We start from the raw sequence: 18,476 nt of genomic DNA, 5'->3' as shown, positions 1-18,476 counted from the left end.
CCCGAACACCGTTCAAAACAATTGCGCCAATCCCGATCAAGCAGCCCGTTTCGATATGGGCGCTGTGAACAACGGCGCGATGACCCACTGTGACATAGGCTTCTAGCACCGTAGGCTGATCGGGATCGCCATGTAAGATAGCGCCGTCTTGAATATTCGTGTGCTCACCAACTTGGATACTTTCTACATCACCTCGAACCACAGCGCCGTACCAGATACTAGCGCCTGTGCCGATATCCACCTGGCCAATCACAGTGGCATTACTGGCAACAAAAGCGGCTGCGCTCAAATCCGGCTGCTTCAAAAGTGAAGGAGTTGGCAGACTACTAGAAGACTTTGATAAGGACATGGTTGAATTTACGGGGATAGTCCGCTAGCTAGAAGAAGTCGATTACTATAGACCTTTAGGTTGTGGCATCAATCACCCAGCCAAATCATTCAGATTCATTACCCAGACCACTCCTCAGCGATAGAGACTTTTGATGCTAGGCTCCGCCTCTCAATATCCCATATTCGGCCCGGAAGTACACTGTCCCCACTGCCGCCAGACGATTCCTGCGTTGGTGCTAACAGATAGCTATCTATGCTCTCGCCACGGTGCGTTTGAAGCTAATCCGAAGACTGAAGAGCTGGTACATGTGCAGTCGGGGCGGCACTGGCGTCGCTGGCAAGAGCGATGGTATCGGCAGCACACCCATCCAGATGGCATCCGATTTGAGATTCACGAAGAGCTAGATCGGCTGTATACGCAGGGCTTTCGGGCGACTCGGGTGATTATTGCTGAGCGCTATCGACAGTTGATGAGTCCGTATTTAGAGCATGGCGCACCCTGGCAAAGTTCAGGGCGTGAGAAGATTCCCAAGCTGTATGGGCTGCCGGTGACATTTAGTGAGCCAGCCTCGGTGACGCCGCAGTGGGCAGTGGTGAATTTTGATCTAGAAAAGGAACCGGGTGTGCCGACCCAATATCGATATCTGAAGATGTTTGATTAGGCAGATGATTCTCTAAGGTCTGCTGTTCGTTTTCGATTCCTCATCCTTCGCATTTCCTATGCATCACGCTTCGATCAAAACGGCGGATATTCATCAGGCGATCGCATTCTACGAACGGCTGGGGTTTGAACTCGAAACCCGGTTCACGGCTGGGATTACACTAGCCTGCTGGATGACGGGGCTAGGCGGACGAATTGAGCTGATTCAAGTACCCGAGCCCAGGCCGGCGCTAGATGCGTTTGTCGATGAGCACTATACCGGCTACTATCACCTGTCGTTTGATTTGACCGACGAAATTGAGAGTTTGCCGGCTTGGTTGGGGAGCCTACGTACACAGGCCCAGGCTACTGGCGGGCGGCTCAGCGTTCTATTAGAACCGCAGCAGCAGCAAATTGGCGATCATCTCTATGAAGTCGCTTTCATAGCAGATACAGACGGGCTTCCTTTGGAATTTATTCGGCGGATTGAGAATGGGCGTTGATCAGATGCCATTTGCAGACAACTGGGCATATCTGAAAACAGAGCTGACCTGGTTGGATCGACTGCTGATGCTGGCGATCGCGCGTCAAAAGAAAGAGACCAAAGAAGTGCGAAAAGTAGCTGCCAACCGCGCTGATGTGGTGAGTAGCCACTGGTGGAAGGGCGTCATCCTCGTGCCTAATCCAGGCTATGACGACCGCCAGGTAGTGCCCACACCGCGCCAGCGCAAGTCAACCGGCTATCAAAGTCAGCTAGAAAATCGAATTAAGCTGACGGCGGAAGAGAGCGTCGTGCTGGCGCTGCCCTCCTTGCGAAATTATCTGAATCTGACGCTATTTGAAAAGAATTTGATTCTGATGGTGCTAGCCCCCGAAGTCAATCGGCGCTACGGCCAGCTCTATCACTTTTTGCAGACGGGCGAGGAGAGTAAAAGCGCCTCTGATTTGCCGATGATGGACTTGGCGCTGCGGTTACTCTGCCGCAACGATCTAGAGCGACGCCGGGCCAGAGCCAGTCTGATCGGGCCGCAGTCGCTGATTGAAAAGCGCATTCTTCGCTATGTATCGCCGCGCGCCACAACTCGACTGAGCAGCTATCTACAGCTAACCGAAGAGTGGGTAGATTACCTGCTCGCAGAACAGCCCGATCAGCAAGTGCTTTTTCAGCGGCTAGCAACCTCTCAGCCCGAGCCAGTTTTAGCGCTGCCCGAGCCAACTGCGGCCACGCGCGCGGTCAAGATCCGCCAGCCAGCAGTGTCTTGGGATCAGCTAATCTTGCCAGCCCCGGTTATTTCACAACTGCAAACGCTTTGTCAGCAAGCATCTGCGAGTTTGCTGACGCGATCGCAAACAGGGCATACGGCAATGCTAGTCGGGGCGATGGGGACTGGCAAGACCATGGCGGCAGGGGCAATCGCCAATTCCCTGCGTCAGCCGCTATGCGAAATCGATCTCAGCCAGGTTCATCCTGACGATGCGCGCTCAGTGCTGCTCACGCTTGATGCGATCCGCTATCCTGTTCTGTTGATTCGATCGGCTTCGGTTTGGTTTGGCCGCAGCGCTGATCTACCAACGGCCTCTTTATTGCAATGGTTACAACAAAGGCGGAATGCGCCCAGTTTGACCTTGTTTAGCACTCGCTATCTGCACACTGTCAAGGCGAGCTGGCGGCAGCAAATGGATATGATTTCTACGCTGCCTTTGCCTCACAAAATGGCCCGACAAACGCTGTTGCGACAGGCATTTTCTGGCATTGTTTGTAGTGACCAGATCGATTGGGAGAGTTTGGCAGTGCAGATGAAGCTGAGCGGTGGGGAGCTGAGTGCGATCGCTCAGGCGGCAGTTGCGATCGCCCAGTCTAAACATGCCAAGACCGTCACATTCAGCCACATTCAACAAGCGATCAAACGTAGAGGACTCTCTATCAACTTAGTTAGCTAGCCTTACTCAGCTTGCTTGCTCAGCTAATATAATTGCGGTTTAGACCAAGCCAGCCCAATCTCTTCGTCTCTACGAGCGCCAGTACCTGACTCATGACCTACACGCTCAACAAACCGCTTTCTCTCGACGACTTTATTAGGCAATATGCCGATAATCCTCGCTACGAACTGGCCGATGGAGAGCTGATTGACACAGAATCTACTGGCCCTCACGAAACCGTAGGGGGTAAGATTGCCACTCAACTCGGCATGGCAATCACACTGGCCAAACTACCCTGGTTCATTCCTCGGACTTGCTTACTTCGACCCTCAGGGGAAGCCGCTACGGCTCGCCGCCCGGATGTTGTTGTACTTGATGAAACCGCCTTATCCAGCGAACCACTATGGGAACGTGAACCAGTCATCACCCTAGGTCGCTCTGTCAAAATGGCGGTTGAGGTTGTCAGTACCAATTGGGAAACCGACTATGCTAGGAAGTTAGAAGAATACGCTCTATCCGGCATCTCTGAGTACTGGATTGTAGACTTTCAGGGTTTGGGCGGCACTGTCTTTATTGGTAAGCCTAAGCAACCTACCTTCACAGTTTGCCAGTTGCAGGGCGACGAGTACGTTCAGCGGCAGTACAGACGCGGGGAAACAATTCTCTCACCGCTCTTGCCGGATCTCAAATTACAACTAGACGATGTGATGCCTCGATAGTTGTCTTCAGTCCATGTCACACTCGACTTATCTACATCGCGCCGCCAACAGTATCGGAAGGGTTTTGGGACTGTTTACACGTATTGTTTAAGGCACTACTGATCGTGTCCAACCGTTCTCTTTACGTTATTCTTCATGCCATACCTACCTTTAGAAGTGGAGAGCTACTCGGTCACCTCAGAACGTAAGCCCAGAAGCGTTATCTTCTGCTGAACCACGCCTCTACAGAAGAGTACCTGCGGCTACTAAAATTTTTTTAGTCAGACTTCCCAACGCAACTGCCGAACCTGCACTGTTTTTCAAGCTCTCTAAGGTCTTCTGTATCGAAGTTAGTTTATCAACCACCCGCGTCTTCTTCGGCGGTTGTGCCCGTGCAGCATCAATGGCTTCTTCAGTACTGTACCTCAAGTCCTTACTGTCGTCTGGTGGTATATCTTCAGCCTTGCTTAAGTCCGTTAGAAGTTTCTGAAGTGCTTCTAGTAAGTCATCGCGTTCCGAAATGTCACTTTCACTAGAAGTAGTGCTGGCAATGGACTGATTGTTACTAACCTCATTGCCCTGTCCAACGGCACTATTCGTCATACTCATAGCACCACCGCCAGTATTGATGCTGGCTGAATTATTGGACATTGTGTTACCTCTCTGAATAACGCTTATTAGTCGGCTAGACAATTAATACTAGGAATGCCTATCTTTCAGCAGTGCTGCTACGATACTTTGTTGTCAGTACCTACAGCTGAATTGACCATACTGATAGCACCTCCCTCAGTATTTATTTGCGTCACATTGTTGATTTGCTGAATGAATGCGTCTAAGCTTTCGAGTGGAAGCTTTTCTTCTTCAAAAACGTTCCTTACTGTCTTCACGATCAAAGAAACAGTGCTTTTTGAAAACATGAAAACATCATCGTAATCAAAAGGGCCGCCGCCAATTATCCCAGGAAATTCTTGACGTATAGCGAGCATTACATTCTTTTCGTAGCCAATACGCCAGAACAGCTTCCACCAGATTATAGGAATAGCGAATAGAGATAGGAAAAGAGTAAGTGGGCTCAAAAAAAACAAGGCAGCTGTAATTGCTCCCTTCTTCAATAGCTTAAACCAGCTCACATTACCTAATGTATAAACATCCAGACCAACATAAAGGTTCTCTCCAAACTCAATAAAGCGCACGAAAACTGTCGATCTGTTTCCATGAACGGTATCTCTAGTTATAAGGATGTATCTGCGACGATCCTGTGTATTCGCAGCGTCTTTAGCATAGATTACTGGGCGCACCTTTGAATCACCCAAACGACCTTCAGAGACTGCCTGATAGACACGGACGTAAAGCTTTTCGCAAATACTATCTATATCGTTTTCCTTTTTGTCAATCCTATATGTATGCTGTAGGTCAAATGCTCGTATCTTTAGACCGACACCATCTTCGGGAGTACCAATCTTGAACCAGCTAAATCCAAGATTTACGATTGATGGCGCACCAATATCTTGCCAGCTCAGGGAATCGAAACCGCGAGCTATTGAACTACTCTCTACTCTGTTTTGATTACCTTTAGGAATGGAATCCTGTAATACTGTGCTCACGCCTCCCGATTTTCCTGTTGCAGCAGCTCTTTCAGACTCACGCGCTAATGAGCTAGGCTGGGCGATTGTACTTAGTGCCTCGTCATAGGTTGTCGAAGCTTCAACGTCGACTGGAGTCGCGATTAAGGAGATCTCACTTCCGATCTCAATACGGGTTTGTGAATTTATTGGATACTGAGTGACAGGTCGGTATTGAAAAAGAGAATTTCCATTAACAAAAACATTATTTTTCTGACTGATCTCTTTTACCTGCCATACACCCTCATTAGAACTAAAGCTAAATTCGATGTGATGTGTAGATACATCAGAAGAATCTGGGAGAGGCAAGCTACATCCTTTATCGCTACCTGCTATGTATCTCTTCTGCCCAGGAGTGAGCTCATAACTCTGTTCAGCATCCTTTATATCACCCAGCTCTTTTACACTGTTGACTCTCTCTATAAAAACTGTGAGCTTCAAAATAGATGCTTCAAACCTCTCCGATCAAGTTTTCTAAATCAATTCAAATAAAAGTTATTCTGAAAGGCATTTCGAAATTACTACGTCAAAAAACACTCCTGTCCCTGCATCTGCTATCTGCCGTAAGTTTTTCCTGAATCTTTACGCTGTGAACTACGAAACTGACGCTTTCTCTAGAGATTTTACCTGCCTTTTCTTGTATAAGTCACAGAGACAGCTATTTCGAAACAGTTTAAACATATAATCTTGATTTATTTTTCTAAAGCATTACATTCACACTGAGTTCTCTTAAACTATCAAGAATAGACTACTAAGAAGTATTGAGTATTAACAACTTAAATAAACGAAGAAGCCGCAGTAGATTTCATATGGTGGCGAAATAAAGTAATCGAGAAAGTTCAAAAGAGAAAGAATTTCAGTCTTTCTCTAGAAATTCTAAGACCGCTTCAACAGCTATTGTGCAATAGAGATAGCCGGGATAATACATGCGTACTTTTTAGCAAACAGTTATCAGTTTAAACTAGTGGGTCATTTGCTATGGTCATGGCCTTTCTTGAAATCGAGCAAACCTTATGGAGAGAGCATTCTCGACTTTGCAAATGGCTACGGTCACGACAAATGACCCACTAGCCCCTTGATGTCTTATTATCTAGACCTTTCGGTACTGTGCCGAAAGCGCGTCTCATTTCATGTCTCATTCTTCGATTGTCAGAAAGCCTCAGGATTTTTGAGACTATGGGCTAGTGAAGTTTGAACAGACCAAACCTACGATTCTTCGAGTAGAAGACGCAAAGCCCTGAGAATGTAGGCTTTCCAAGGTTCAGAAGTTGGTTGAAAAATGCGTGAGTAGAGCATGATTCCGCTCATGGTATCGAATACCAATCCAGGGTCTAAATCCGGCTTCACTTCGTTTCTAGCCTTGGCTCGTTCTATCACAACCGTAAAGGCTTGTCTGCGCGGCTGTAGATAATTCTTCCAATAGAGCTGCGCGAACTGAGGATTGGTCGAAGCACTGCTGATGATCATAGCAACGGCCTGCCTGCCGAGGGGACTGAGGGTAGTCTGTGCGGCATTCTCAATAATTGCATCTAAGTCACCCCAAAGGCTTCCGGTATCAGCGATCGCAACCTCTTCGCGAATGCTTTCAATCGCCGCAGCCACCACTTCTTCTTTACCTGCGTAGCGTCGGTAGATTGTGGTCTTGCCGACACCTGCTTGAGATGCGATCGCCTCGATACTCATCGCCTCATACCCAACTTCCGCTAATAGCGACAGCGTAGCTTCCAAAATAGCTTGATGGGACTCAATGCTGCGAGGACGACCTCGTTTGGGTTTACTTTCACTCATGACTGCTATTATAAATTACGATACAGTATCGTATCGTTAATGTAGATAGAGGGTGAAACGTATGACTATGCCTTTAATGGAAGCGACGAAGCCTTTACCGCCAGGTCGATTTGGTTTTCCTTTAGTTGGTGAGTCTTTCAGCTACTTGAGAGACCCGGAGGGCTTTATTCTGAAGCGCCAGCAGCGGCATGGCAATATATTCAAAACCCATCTTTTCGGCGCTCCAAACGTCGTGCTAATTGGTGCGGAGGCTGTGCAGTTTCTGTTCTCTAACGATGGGAAGAAGCTGGAGATGACGAATACGCCAAACTTTGAAATGCTGCTGGGTGAAAGGTCGATTGGCGTACAGATAGGCGTAGCTCATCAAACCCTCCGTCGTCAGCTATTTAAGGCTTTTCAGCCTAGAACTTTAGAACGCTATGCAGTCACGATGGAATCCGTAACTCAACAGGACCTCAAGAAGTGGGAGCAGATAGGCGATTTGACTTGGTACGAGGAGCTAAAGAAGTATACCCTTGATATCGCCTGTCGCCTGTTTATTGGCGTCAGCACGGCGGCAGATGAGCCATTAGAAAAGGTTTATGAAACTTGGAGCAAAGGGCTGCTAGCGCCGCCTGTGAGATTTCCGGGTAGTCCGCTAGACAAAGCCATTCGAGCCAGAGAATTGCTTCTAACTCGCTTTGACCAGCTGATTGATCAGCGCCAGCAAAGCGAGTCAAAAGAGCAAGACGTTTTGAGCATTTTGCTCAGCGCAAAAGATGAGTCGGGCAATTTGCTCAGCCGAGAAGATGTCAAGGATAACGTCCTGGCAATGCTCATTGCAGGCCACGAGACGCTGACCTCCGCACTCACGTCTTTGTGTCTATTGCTCGCACAGCATCCAGAGGTTCTGAAGGGTGTGCGAGCAGAACAAGAACAACTCGGGTTTCCAACTCAACTGACACCAAATGATCTAAAGCAGATGACCTATCTAGAGCAGGTGATCAAAGAAGTTTTACGCATTGTTCCACCTGTTGTACGGAGCGGTTCTCGCAGGGTCTTAGAAGATTGTGAGCTGGGTGGATATCTGATTCCAAAGGGTTGGGATGTTTACTATCAGATCCCTGAGACTCATCAGGATAGCAAAATTTACAACAATCCAGAGCGATTTGACCCAGACCGGTTTTCGCCAGAGCGGGCCGAAGATAAGCAAAAGGTCTGCAGTCACATCCCATTCGGCGGCGGTATTCGAGAATGTTTAGGAAAGGAATTCGCCAAATTAGAAATCAAACTGTTTGCTGCACTATTAGTACGTGGCTATACTTGGGAATTGGTTCCCGGTCAAAATCTAGAGCGCACTGTACTGCCTTTTTCTCGTCCTCACGACGGTCTAAAAGTCCATTTCAGACCTGCTCGGTTGTTGGAGTAATATGCGATCGCACGTTGCTAGTCACTTTGCCTGCTGCTTCTATGTAGCTTCTCTATATGACTTCTCCATGTGACTTTCAGCCAATATTGATGACAAAAGCAAAGTGACAAAAGCTGTAAACAAGAGAACTTTCTGCTAATCTTCTGAGCTGTTACTCTCTTGCTTTTCTCCAGGCACAAATATTGGTTGACTATAGCCAACCGGCTTATCACCCACCGCAGCGCCGCCGTGAATCATCCCTTGAAAACTCGGTTCAAAGAAAGTGTAGGGGAAGCGACTGTCTGGCTGACTCACTTCATCTAGGCGCTGTTGCAATTCAGTCGGTAGGCTGAAGTCCAGCGCACCTAGATTGTCTTCGAGCTGGTGCAGCTTAGTTGCGCCCATCAAAACGCTAGCGACCCCTGGGCGGTTCACTACCCAGTTCACAGCGACTTGTGCCATAGAACGATTTATCTCTTTTGCTACTTTCTCTAACTCGGCAACAATTGCCCAATTCTGTTCTGTAAACTTGTTGAACGCAGGGTTGTCTCCACCAGCTAGCGTAGACAGTCGGCCAGAGCCTTCAGCGCCTGTTCCAGAGCCTTCAGTACTTTCTTTAGAGGGCTTGTACTTTCCTGAGAGCAGCCCGCTCGCCAGTGGTGACCAGACCATAATGCCCGAGCCTAGAGCCTTCACCAGCGGTACATACTCGAACTCAATATTGCGCTCAACCAAAGAGTATTCGAGCTGGATAGTACTAATCGGCTCCCAGTGTCGCTCTTGCGCTAGCGTTTGCGCCTGAGCCATGTACCAGGCAGGTACGTCTGAGAGCGCCACATGTCGCACCTTTCCAGCAGTGACTAGATTGTCTAGCGATCGCATGACTTCTTCAGCAGGGGTTACCTGATCCCAGGTATGCAGAATGTAGAGATCGATATAGTCAGTGTTCAAACGCCTGAGTGAGCCTTCAACCGCTCGCATGATGTTTTTGCGGCCATTGCCGCCAGCGTTGGGATTGCCGGGCTGCGCGCTGTAGCTGAATTTGGTAGAGATGACGACGCGATCACGACTACCACTTTCTTTTACAAACTGGCCCAGCATCTTCTCGCTGTTGCCGTTGGTGTACATATCGGCAGTGTCGATAAAGTTGCCACCCGCTTCTAGATATTTGTCGAAAATTTGGCGAGCAGTTGATTCTTCAGCGCCCCAGCCCCAATCTTCTCCAAATGTCATCGTACCGAGGGCAAGGCGACTTACCCTAAGTCCGGTCTTTCCAAGTGTGTAGTAGTCCATATTGATCGTCTCGAAATCTCAGTTCAGGGATACATTTTAAGTAGGAACGTTTCTGCGCTCTAGTACAAAATTGCTTTCTTTTGATGAGTTCCCCCACCGCTGACATTTCCGTCCAAGCTTACGAATCTGACGGTGTGCTGCTAGAACAGTATGCCTATACAGCCGGACTTGTAGAGCCGATTCCTAAGCACAGTCACGAAGAATATCAGTTTGCGCTGAGCTTCGATCATCAGGGTGAGTACACTTACCGGGGTGAAGTTCATCAGATTCCAGTGGGTCGGTTGAGCGTTGTTCATTCGGGTGAAGTTCATGCGCCGAGCGATCGCCCGCATCTATCGGAGCCTGCTCACTTCGCAATGGCACATATCCACCCAAAATGGCTAAACGCGATCGCGGCTGAGGTTCTAGATCGCCCCAGTAGTGAGCCATTCTTCTCAGCGGTGCTGCCTCTGGATGCGCTGTTAAACCGCTTGTTTTTGGAGCTATCTACAGCCAGTACGCAAAAGAGTTCGCAGCTAGAGCAAGACGTTGCCCTCTGGAACTTTCTGTCTTGTCTGATTGGTCGCTACGCGCTAGAGCAGCCTGCAATCGGCTCATTCAAATCCTGTCGAAAAGCTGTCGTAGCGGCCCGAGACTATCTTGGCACGCACTACAGTGACGACATTTCTTTAGACGATCTAGCAGCTGTTGCGGGTCTTAGTCGCTTTCATTTTTGTCGTCTTTTTCAAAAGGAAATAGGGGTTTCTGCAAGTACCTATCAAACGCAGCTGCGACTGGCCGAGGCTAGAAAACTACTCGCACAGGGGCATTCGATTTCGGAGACTGCGATCGCATCTGGATTTTACGATCAAAGCCACTTCGGCAAGCACTTCAAGCGGCATGTGGGTACAACGCCTGCCAGATACACCAGCCAGATAGCAATATCTTCCTAGAGCTGCTTTAAGGCAATCGCTAAACTATCGACTTAAGTCCCAAGTATCGATAAAGCGGGAGTGAGTTCTATGTCAGACGTAAGCCGTCGTCGCGTTCTGTTAGGCGGTGTGGGTGCGGCAGGTGTTGCTGTTGTGGGTGTCGCTAAAACAGATAGTGCGACTGCTCAGCAAGCGCAAGCATCACCGGATATTCAAGTGACGGGTTCCGGTAGACTCAGCGGCAAAGTAGCCATGATTACGGGTGCAGGGCGAGGCATTGGACGCGCAACGGCGATCGCATTTGCTAAAGAAGGCGCAGACATCTTAGCCGTAGACATTGCCCAAAACATCCCAAGCGCCCCTTACCCAATGGCTTCTGACGCTGACCTAAGCGAGACTCAGCGGCTGGTCGAGGCCGAAGGACAGCGCTGCATAGCGGCAAAAGCCGACGTAAGAGAGATGGCACCACTGCGTGAAGCGACAGCGCTGGCTATCAGCGAGTTTGGCCAGATAGACATTCTTTTTTCCAATGCAGGCATCGCTTCGGCGGATGCAACGCTCGCGGAGATGACAGACGAGCAATGGCGCGATGTGGTGGACGTCAACCTGACAGGGACGGCCAATGCGTTTAGAGCAGTGCTACCTCACATGATTGAGAGAGGATCGGGCAGCATTGTTGCCAATTCCTCGATTGGCGGGCGCATAGGAACACCGGGCGTTTCTAACTACGGTGCAACCAAGTGGGGGGTGATTGGCTTAGTCAAAACGACTGCGTTAGAAGTGGGCGATCGCGGCATTCGAGTGAATGCGGTCTGTCCAACCTTTATTGACACGGTGCTTACGACCCAAGGGACCGCGCTGCCGGGAAACCCTAATCCCACGGTGGAAGAACTCAACGCCGTCGCCCAGCAGTTCCACGCGCTAAACGTTGGCATTCTGGAGCCAGAAGCTGTCGCCGATACAGTTGTCTTTCTAGTCTCAGAAGAAGCTCGCTACCTCACAGGCGGTGCTATTGATATCGCTGCAGGGAGCAATGCTCGCTGGTCAGCGTAAGAGAGATCGGAAGATTGTAGCTAAACAGAAAAAGAAGAAATCAGGAAGTCTTTTATGTCTAATATAAATCGTCGTAGAATCATCACAACTGGAGCGGTTGGAGCGGTTGGACTTACAGCAGCCGTTGCTACTCAAAGTGCAAAAGCAAACACTCAGAATCCCCCCGAACCTCAATCTGTTGTTTCTGGCGGAAATCGCTTCGCCGATAAGGTGGTACTCATTACAGGGGCTACGTCAGGCATCGGAGAATCAACAGCAAGAGCCTTTGCCGCTGAGGGAGCTACAGTTCATTTCTGTGGACGAAGAGAAGCGCTAGGCGAGCAGGTTGCTCAAAGTATCCAAGGCGCAGGCGGAAAAGCCACTTACCAAAGGGCAGATGTTCGTTCTGAAGAAGATATCAAAGCGTTTGTCGATACCTGTGTATCACGATATGGTGCCATTGATATCGCATTCAACAACGCTGGTGTTGAAAGTTCTCCAGCAACGGTTGCCGAACGCCCTTTGGAAGAATGGATGAACGTAATGACCACGAATGCAACGGGCGTTTTTCTGTCGATGAAGCATGAACTACCTCAGATGCTCCGTCAAGGCAGTGGCATTATCGTCAACAATGCGTCTGTTTCTGCACATACGGGCTTTGCGACAATTGCGCCTTACAGTGCCAGTAAGCACGCTGTTGTCTCATTGACGAAGGTCGCAGCACTAGAATATGCAGATAAGAATATTAGAGTAAACTCGATCGCCCCAGGTGCCGTTGATACCCCCATGCTCAGAAGAGCAATGGCAGCTTGGAATACCAATGCTGAAACAATTGCTCAGGACTATCCTATCCAACGTATCGTAATGCCCGAAGAGATTGCTAGGAGTGTACTATTTCTCTGCTCAGATGAAGCAACCTGCATCGTTGGCACAGACCTGGATGCCACAGGAGGATATCTCGCCTAACAAAGGTAATCTGATCGGGGCAGTCCATCAGATACTCAATCGGAGACAAAGAAGAATATAAATGGCAGAACGTATCGCATTGATTACTGGCGCTAATCGTGGCATTGGCCTTGAAGTGGTTCGTCAGTTAGCCCGTGAAGGAATGACAGTCTTGCTTGGCTCTCGCAACCCTGAAAAAGGAGAAGCCGTAGCTAAAGGCTTGAAGGAAGATGGACTCAATGTCGTAGTTTGTCAACTTGACGTGACTCAAACTGCTGACATTGAGCAGGTTGCAGCGCAAATTTCGCGACACTATGGCCGATTGGACGTACTAATCAACAATGCTGGAATCCTATACGACACCTGGCAGACGGCAGCAGGCGCAGATCTCTCAGAAGTACGGTTTGCCTTTGAAACCAACACGCTTGGGCCTTGGCAGATGGTGCAAGGACTGCTGCCGTTGCTCAAAGAGTCTTCGCATGGTCGCATTGTAAATGTATCGAGCGGGGCTGGCTCGCTGCATGGCATGAGTGGTGGAACGCCCGCTTACAGCGTCTCTAAGGCCGCGCTCAATGCACTAACGATTATGCTGGCTGAAAATCTTAAAGCAGACGGTATCTTGGTGAATGCAGTGTGTCCGGGTTGGGTTGCAACTGATATGGGCGGCGATGGCGGACGGCCTGTAGAAGCGGGTGCAGCCAGCGTTGTTTGGGCGGCGCTGCTACCCGATGATGGGCCAACGGGTGGGTTCTTTCGAGATGGTAAACCCGTTGCTTGGTAGATTTTTCCCACAGACTACACCCGGTCGCTATCGATGGCAAGATCGCAAAAATCTACAAGACTTTTTTGAGTAGAACGCCCTACGGTATATCCACAAAAAGCCGGGACGTAAATTCGGAACGGTAATCACAAAGAAGCCACTGACGCATGTTAGACAAGCCCTCGAACTTCGATGTATCTAAAACCACCGACAAGACTAGGGCATCAGCTCAGCTGTTCACTCGGCGTTGGGTTTATGTCCGAGGGCGAAGCGGTATGGCAAAACTCTTGGCAACCCATCACGGACGTGAATGTGATAGGCGTGGCAAATACGCTGCGAGCGGTTTTGCCCAGGTTGAGCGCAAGAAGTCAGGGCGCGTGATTATCACTAGCTCTACATTTGGCAGGCAGGGGAATGGACTGAAGCCGACCTATGTTACCTCTAAGTGGGGAATGGTGGGGCTGACGGTGGTCGATGTCGCTGCCAACGCTCGCTACACGGCTTGATTTATGCAAACTTCTCTATTGCAAACCTTCACAGGATTTGTCTGGACTTTTGCTAAAACGGCTATTCACTGCTTTCATACCGTCTCTTTTCAGACTAGTCGAATACACAGAGTAAAACACAGAGTGCTAGCCCAGCCGCTGCCCAGCTCCATAGGCTGCGACCTTGCTGTCGCCATATGCCAATGATACTTAGCAGAAGTGATGCGATCGCAAGCGAAAGCATCAACACAGCCATACTGTTGAACAATATTAGGTAGTTCAGGTAATTTACCTGCTGACCTAGCAGTATAGAAATCGCTGCAACGGTTAGGCTAGCAGCACTCAAGATGAACGATTGTTTAGTCACAGAAGATCTTACTATCATCGGAGTGATTCTTCCTTTAACGTCTTCTGAGCAATAGTGCCGATGGTAGAGAGATCAGAATGAAGATGCTGCCCGCTACAGCAACAAACAATAGAGACTCTTGAACGGTCGGTGAAGCCGATGTATTCACCCACACCCGTATCAGTATAAAAGCAATGGCGCTCAGAACAAAGACAGTGAGTAGGCCGCGTGCCCATTGCCTTTTGCTAAAGGCGATCAGCGGCCATACGGCCATCAGCGCAATCGGAATAGCGACCATGACTGTGGAGGCAAGGTGATTAGTGAGCGCGCTTTGTAAGCTGCCAATTTGGTAGTCCACCGAGATGATGACACCTGCTGTCAGAATGGACAGTAGACAGAACCAACTCAAACCAAGGCTTTGCCGGACAGAAGCGAAGGACATAGGTCATTTTCCAATCATCATGTCCGTATTATATGAGAGCTATCTGCGTCAGATTTTGGTGCTTGTACCAGTTCAGAGCATGATTTGCGATCGCAGGTTTAATGCACAGCGCAATGCAAGCTGTTAAAAACACCTAAGCAACTCGACAGGAGCTACAGCAGCAATGATTTCGTAGATTAAGGGAGCCGCAAACAAATAATGTACCGCTAGCCCTCTCCCTAAATCCCTCTCCCGAGGGGAGAGGGACTTTGAATCCGGCTCCCTTCTTCTTTCGGGAGAAGGGCTGGGGATGAGGGCTCAACAAGCAGGTGCTTGCCGGTACATTATTTGAGCGCACGTTCCTAAGCGATGCTTCCTCGTTTACGCGCTTCCTTGAATGAGGTGCCTACATTTTTCAATCCGGCGCGGATCATTTGCTGTTCTAGCAGGGTGAAGAATCGAGTGCGATCGCCTCCCCTAACGACAGCCTGATTATGTGCTTCTGCTAACGCTACCGGATAGCCAAATCCTTTTTGCACCTGGGCTAGCATCAAACTTAGCGCCGAGTCCAATAGCTCGCTATCTTCTACGACCCACTGGGGAAACTCTACTCTGGCCACTTCTGCGCCCACATGCACGTAGCAAAAATATGTGGTGTGATCGCCGTAGCAGCTCAAGATATCGGCTGAGCTTTTCCACAGCGGCCCTCTTTCTCCAGGAGATAGGGTCGTTGCCCACAAAGTCACATCGCGCAGCGGTGAAAATGTTTGACAGGGCATCTGGCTACGCTGATCTTCGCAGTGGGTGCGACAGTCTGGGCCTTCATACGGGCAGGCTTGTAGTCTGAGAAAGTTGAGCGCTTCGCCGCTGCGAGATGAGCTGATGTATCCCATGACCGGAATCCTCTTTTCTCGTAACTGCTCCCAAGCCGCCAGAACAGGCAGCAAGATCTGGTCGCGAGCGGCGGCAGGAATCTGTTCTAAAAACCAATAGATTAAAGAGCCATCTGTCATGGCTAGCGCTGGCACAGCGTCTTTCTCGCCTAGTTCAGATAGCATGATAGCTTCGGCGGCAGTTCGCCTGTAGCCCATCCATTCTTCGGTGCTGATTCCCCACTGACGAGAGGCGTAGAGATCTTCGGCTCGGTAGATTACCTCTGGCAGGCTATCAAGTATTGGGTATCGACTTTGGCCGTAGTGAATAATCACTCGGCTGATATTCAGCAGATAGCAGTAAGCAATTTCGTGGTGACTAGGAGAGATTTGAGAGCCGTCAGAAGAGAGTACCGTATGGGCAGCTGGCGCTGTCTTTAAAGCAATTTTGGTGTCTAACGGTTCGATCGGTTCGGCAGCGGCAAAAAGCAGGCGATCGCGATACTCATCTAGCCGCTGAGTCAAAAGGGATTGATCGGCAGTAGCTTGTACCATCAGATTTTGAGCAATCTCTACTCGACGCCTAGCGGCTTCGGCCTCTTGGCTTAGATGATCGCTGATGCCCTGCATTTGACGAGCGAGTTTGGAGAGATCGAGCATGGGCTTTCTACATCCCTTTCTATATCCACTGATCGAACGGCTGTACTACTTGCTGCAATGATAATAGATGAATTCTGTCGTCTTGTGTTGCGGTGGCGCGATCGCCTTCTAGGTTATAGCCCCAGTCGGCTAGAAATAGCTGCACTTTGTCTAGGTCACCCTGCTCGGCAACCGCTCTGAGCGCAGGCAGTCGATCTTCAATGAACCAGATATTCTCTACGCTGTGCTTTTCTTTTAGCAGGCGCAGGGTTTCATATTTTGGCCGCTTCACTTCTTTGCCGAAGATGCGATCGCTAGGAAAATCCACACCGCTTTGAGCCAGCAGCGCCTGAATAAATCTTCCTTCTTTGGTGCTAACGATGTAGATTGGCAAGTCGCTATCTAACAGCGTTTTTAGCCGATCGATTACCCCAGGATAAAACCGATGCAGGTTTAGCCAGCTTTGCAAATCCGACTGAATTTTCTGGTCGCGTACGCCATCTAAGGTCTGCACTGACTGCTCTTTGGTTAGATTTTCCGCCTCCAAATAGGGCAGCGCCATCTCTGGCCAATCGTCAATAATCTGTTGATCTTCAGCGCCCTTGACTAGGGCCGCTACCAGTACTGGCATTTCCCACCCCGTCTCGATTACCGGGCGCAGCGGGTAAAACCTTTGGTCGAGCCCATTAGGTGGCGTCGTTTCATCTGGCTGAAATAGCTGGCAATACGCCTGCCAAGCCGTCTCAAAATACTCAATTAGTCCATCGCAAATAACCCCGTCGAAGTCAAATGCAATCAGGGAAGGGGGATTCATATTGAGTTGCCCAGAGATTATGCAAGCGTCAGAAGGAATCTACCATGACTCAAGATGATCTAGTCGAATTGGTTCTAGATTTTCGGTCTTGCTAATCTGTTGCACCCTCGTTTGAGAAAGCAAGCCGCTGATTGAGTCGCTCGTTGGAGCGCTTGACTTTGTTGATCCAGCCCTGACTGAGCTCAAGAATTTCTGAATAGGACATATCGCTATCTAGTACCAGGTCAAAAACGAAGGGTTTGAACCACTGCGGAAACCATCGGTTGAGCTTTCTCCCTAGCTTTAGACGGAGGAGAAATTCAGGAATGAGGCGTTTGGAACGGGGAAATGAGTAGTCTGATAGGGCGATGAGGGCGTGGGCGTCAGTTACTCTTTCTTTTGAGAATTGCGCGATCGCCTGTGCCCAGTCATCCTGATAGCGATCTAGCAGGCGGTTGATGATAGCAATATCCTGTAGCGCTGAGTTGCAGCCCTGCCCAATCGAAGGAGAAACCGCGTGGGCAGCGTCGCCGATCAGTAGAATGCGATCGCCATAGTGAAACTGCTCGCATTTGACCGTTAGCAGCCTAGCGGTGGGCCGCTGTAGCAGCGCTTCGGCTTCTTCGGTAGATAGAACGGATCGAAACGTAGGAATGTTCGTTTCAAAATAGTCTAGGACTTCTTCTTTGGTAGTGAAGGTGGCTAGCGGATTGGGGCCAGCAAAGATGAAAGCGCCGTGAAGCACATCGCCTGGAAGCGGGGCCAGGATGATTCGACAATCTTTGCCTAGATTAGTGGCATGAATGCGATCGGGTGCGAATTCGACGCCTTGTTCTGGTTTTTTGCGAGCTAGAAAAATGGACTTGTAGGCATCGGGCACGTAGTTTAGCTCAGAGCTAAGGCCATAGCGTGTGGATAGCTGATCTCTTACTTGAGATCTAGCCCCGTCTGCGCCAATCAATCGGTCGTAGCGTACTGAGAAATCTTCTCCCTCCGCTGTTTGGAAACCGACAGTCTGCTGTTGGTCATCAATGCGATCGCAGACACAGTCAAACCGAATGGTCAGCTCAGGCTGAGCGTATTTAGCCGTGAGCTGTTCTAACAGGGTCAGCACTAGCTGGTTGCGATCAACTGTCATTACCTCGTTTTTTCGCGGTATATCGCGATCGCCCTTTTTGCTGTGCATCACGGTGCCTTTACAAAAGACGCTGTGGGATGCGATCGCATCTTCCAATCCCGGTATTCCTTTTAGGGCGCTGCGGCCTCTTTCTTGCAAAGAGATGGGAAACGATCGTCGCTGGTCTAGATCGATAGTGCGCGGATCGGGGCGGCGATCGTAGATCTCTACTCGATAGTCACGAGCGAGCAAATAGTGGGCCAGCAGCAATCCTGCCGGGCCTGCGCCAACGATCGTCGCCTTCATAGCTAAGGTAGGGCTGTTCACTAATAGACTCCAGAAAATTTCGCGCAGGTCAGTCTTTAGATTGCTCTCTACGATCTATCTCTCTATTTTCTATCTCTCTATTTTCTGTTCTTAATTATGCACAAAGGAAAAACTAGAAGAGGCTAGCTCATTTTGCTTGAGGATATTGGG

The 18,476-nt window shown here is 49.5% G+C and carries 20 protein-coding genes; 10 read left to right on the top strand and 10 right to left on the bottom strand.

Annotation, left to right across the window (positions count from 1 at the left end; translation table 11 throughout):
• Positions 1–349 (bottom strand): gamma carbonic anhydrase family protein (locus IQ256_RS23615; protein ID WP_193858148.1); only part of this gene is annotated, 349 nt, incomplete at its 3' end.
• Positions 350–482: 133 nt separating this feature from the next.
• Here IQ256_RS23615 and IQ256_RS23610 point away from each other — a divergent pair.
• The 4 genes from IQ256_RS23610 to IQ256_RS23595 all read left to right on the top strand — a co-directional run bounded on the left by IQ256_RS23610 (position 483) and on the right by IQ256_RS23595 (position 3,609).
• Complete coding sequence (locus IQ256_RS23610) at positions 483–992, top strand: TIGR02652 family protein (protein ID WP_193858147.1); 510 nt, start codon at positions 483–485, stop codon at positions 990–992.
• 58 nt (positions 993–1,050) lie between these two features.
• The gene (locus IQ256_RS23605) at positions 1,051–1,473 is read left to right on the top strand and encodes a VOC family protein (protein ID WP_193858146.1); all 423 of its coding nucleotides are present in this window, start codon (positions 1,051–1,053) and stop codon (positions 1,471–1,473) included.
• On the top strand, positions 1,463–2,911 hold the full coding sequence (locus tag IQ256_RS23600) for an AAA family ATPase (protein ID WP_193858145.1): 1,449 nt from the start codon (positions 1,463–1,465) through the stop codon (positions 2,909–2,911). The genes IQ256_RS23605 and IQ256_RS23600 overlap by 11 nt, the downstream gene beginning before the upstream one ends.
• A 92-nt stretch (positions 2,912–3,003) precedes the next feature.
• Positions 3,004–3,609, top strand: coding sequence for a Uma2 family endonuclease (locus IQ256_RS23595; RefSeq protein ID WP_193858144.1), 606 nt, complete (start codon positions 3,004–3,006; stop codon positions 3,607–3,609).
• A gap of 222 nt (positions 3,610–3,831) precedes the next feature.
• Here the strand turns inward: IQ256_RS23595 and IQ256_RS23590 are convergent, their stop codons facing one another.
• From IQ256_RS23590 to IQ256_RS23580, 3 genes are all read right to left on the bottom strand, one after another.
• Positions 3,832–4,239: a hypothetical protein gene (locus tag IQ256_RS23590; protein ID WP_193858143.1), complete on the bottom strand. Its 408-nt coding sequence runs from the start codon at positions 4,237–4,239 to the stop codon at positions 3,832–3,834.
• Between the two features lie 77 nt (positions 4,240–4,316).
• Positions 4,317–5,651 carry an FHA domain-containing protein gene (locus IQ256_RS23585; RefSeq protein ID WP_193858142.1) on the bottom strand — a complete coding sequence of 445 codons (1,335 nt, stop codon included), beginning with the start codon at positions 5,649–5,651 and terminating at the stop codon, positions 4,317–4,319.
• A 765-nt stretch (positions 5,652–6,416) separates the two neighbouring features.
• Complete coding sequence (locus IQ256_RS23580) at positions 6,417–6,998, bottom strand: TetR/AcrR family transcriptional regulator (protein WP_193858141.1); 582 nt, start codon at positions 6,996–6,998, stop codon at positions 6,417–6,419.
• Between the two features lie 61 nt (positions 6,999–7,059).
• Here IQ256_RS23580 and IQ256_RS23575 point away from each other — a divergent pair, with 61 nt between their 5' ends.
• Positions 7,060–8,406 carry a cytochrome P450 gene (locus IQ256_RS23575; RefSeq protein ID WP_228025212.1) on the top strand — a complete coding sequence of 449 codons (1,347 nt, stop codon included), beginning with the start codon at positions 7,060–7,062 and terminating at the stop codon, positions 8,404–8,406.
• A gap of 135 nt (positions 8,407–8,541) precedes the next feature.
• On the opposite strand, the gene IQ256_RS23570 is transcribed toward IQ256_RS23575, so the two are convergent.
• On the bottom strand, positions 8,542–9,678 hold the full coding sequence (locus IQ256_RS23570; RefSeq protein ID WP_193858140.1) for an aldo/keto reductase: 1,137 nt from the start codon (positions 9,676–9,678) through the stop codon (positions 8,542–8,544).
• An 83-nt stretch (positions 9,679–9,761) separates the two neighbouring features.
• Between IQ256_RS23570 and IQ256_RS23565 the strand changes: the two genes are divergently transcribed.
• The 5 genes from IQ256_RS23565 to IQ256_RS23545 all read left to right on the top strand — a co-directional run bounded on the left by IQ256_RS23565 (position 9,762) and on the right by IQ256_RS23545 (position 13,832).
• Positions 9,762–10,610, top strand: a complete 849-nt coding sequence (locus tag IQ256_RS23565) for an AraC family transcriptional regulator (RefSeq protein WP_193858139.1) — start codon at positions 9,762–9,764, stop codon at positions 10,608–10,610.
• A 69-nt stretch (positions 10,611–10,679) separates the two neighbouring features.
• Positions 10,680–11,642 (top strand): mycofactocin-coupled SDR family oxidoreductase, encoded by a 963-nt coding sequence (locus IQ256_RS23560; RefSeq protein WP_193858138.1) that lies wholly within the window; start codon positions 10,680–10,682, stop codon positions 11,640–11,642.
• Positions 11,643–11,696: 54 nt separating this feature from the next.
• Positions 11,697–12,587 carry an SDR family NAD(P)-dependent oxidoreductase gene (locus IQ256_RS23555; RefSeq protein WP_193858137.1) on the top strand — a complete coding sequence of 297 codons (891 nt, stop codon included), beginning with the start codon at positions 11,697–11,699 and terminating at the stop codon, positions 12,585–12,587.
• Positions 12,588–12,648: 61 nt separating this feature from the next.
• Positions 12,649–13,347, top strand: a complete 699-nt coding sequence (locus tag IQ256_RS23550; protein ID WP_193858136.1) for an SDR family oxidoreductase — start codon at positions 12,649–12,651, stop codon at positions 13,345–13,347.
• A gap of 254 nt (positions 13,348–13,601) precedes the next feature.
• Positions 13,602–13,832 carry an SDR family NAD(P)-dependent oxidoreductase gene (locus tag IQ256_RS23545; RefSeq protein ID WP_193858135.1) on the top strand — a complete coding sequence of 77 codons (231 nt, stop codon included), beginning with the start codon at positions 13,602–13,604 and terminating at the stop codon, positions 13,830–13,832.
• Positions 13,833–13,926: 94 nt separating this feature from the next.
• Here IQ256_RS23545 and IQ256_RS23540 read toward each other — a convergent pair whose 3' ends face one another.
• The 5 genes from IQ256_RS23540 to IQ256_RS23520 all read right to left on the bottom strand — a co-directional run bounded on the left by IQ256_RS23540 (position 13,927) and on the right by IQ256_RS23520 (position 18,326).
• Positions 13,927–14,196 (bottom strand): hypothetical protein, encoded by a 270-nt coding sequence (locus tag IQ256_RS23540; protein ID WP_193858134.1) that lies wholly within the window; start codon positions 14,194–14,196, stop codon positions 13,927–13,929.
• A gap of 16 nt (positions 14,197–14,212) precedes the next feature.
• Entirely contained in the window at positions 14,213–14,599 is a 387-nt protein-coding gene (locus IQ256_RS23535; RefSeq protein WP_193858133.1) for a hypothetical protein, read from the bottom strand.
• A gap of 341 nt (positions 14,600–14,940) precedes the next feature.
• A complete protein-coding gene (locus IQ256_RS23530) occupies positions 14,941–16,110 on the bottom strand; it encodes a DNA double-strand break repair nuclease NurA (RefSeq protein ID WP_193858132.1) in 1,170 nt (389 codons plus the stop codon).
• 19 nt (positions 16,111–16,129) lie between these two features.
• Positions 16,130–16,903, bottom strand: a complete 774-nt coding sequence (locus IQ256_RS23525; RefSeq protein ID WP_193858131.1) for an HAD family hydrolase — start codon at positions 16,901–16,903, stop codon at positions 16,130–16,132.
• 91 nt (positions 16,904–16,994) lie between these two features.
• Entirely contained in the window at positions 16,995–18,326 is a 1,332-nt protein-coding gene (locus IQ256_RS23520) for an FAD-dependent oxidoreductase (RefSeq protein WP_370623531.1), read from the bottom strand.
• Positions 18,327–18,476 lie beyond the last annotated feature (150 nt).

The sequence above is a fragment of the cf. Phormidesmis sp. LEGE 11477 genome, from assembly GCF_015207105.1.
In the GTDB taxonomy this organism is placed as follows: domain Bacteria; phylum Cyanobacteriota; class Cyanobacteriia; order Phormidesmidales; family Phormidesmidaceae; genus Phormidesmis.
This window is presented reverse-complemented; position numbering and strand designations above follow the sequence as displayed.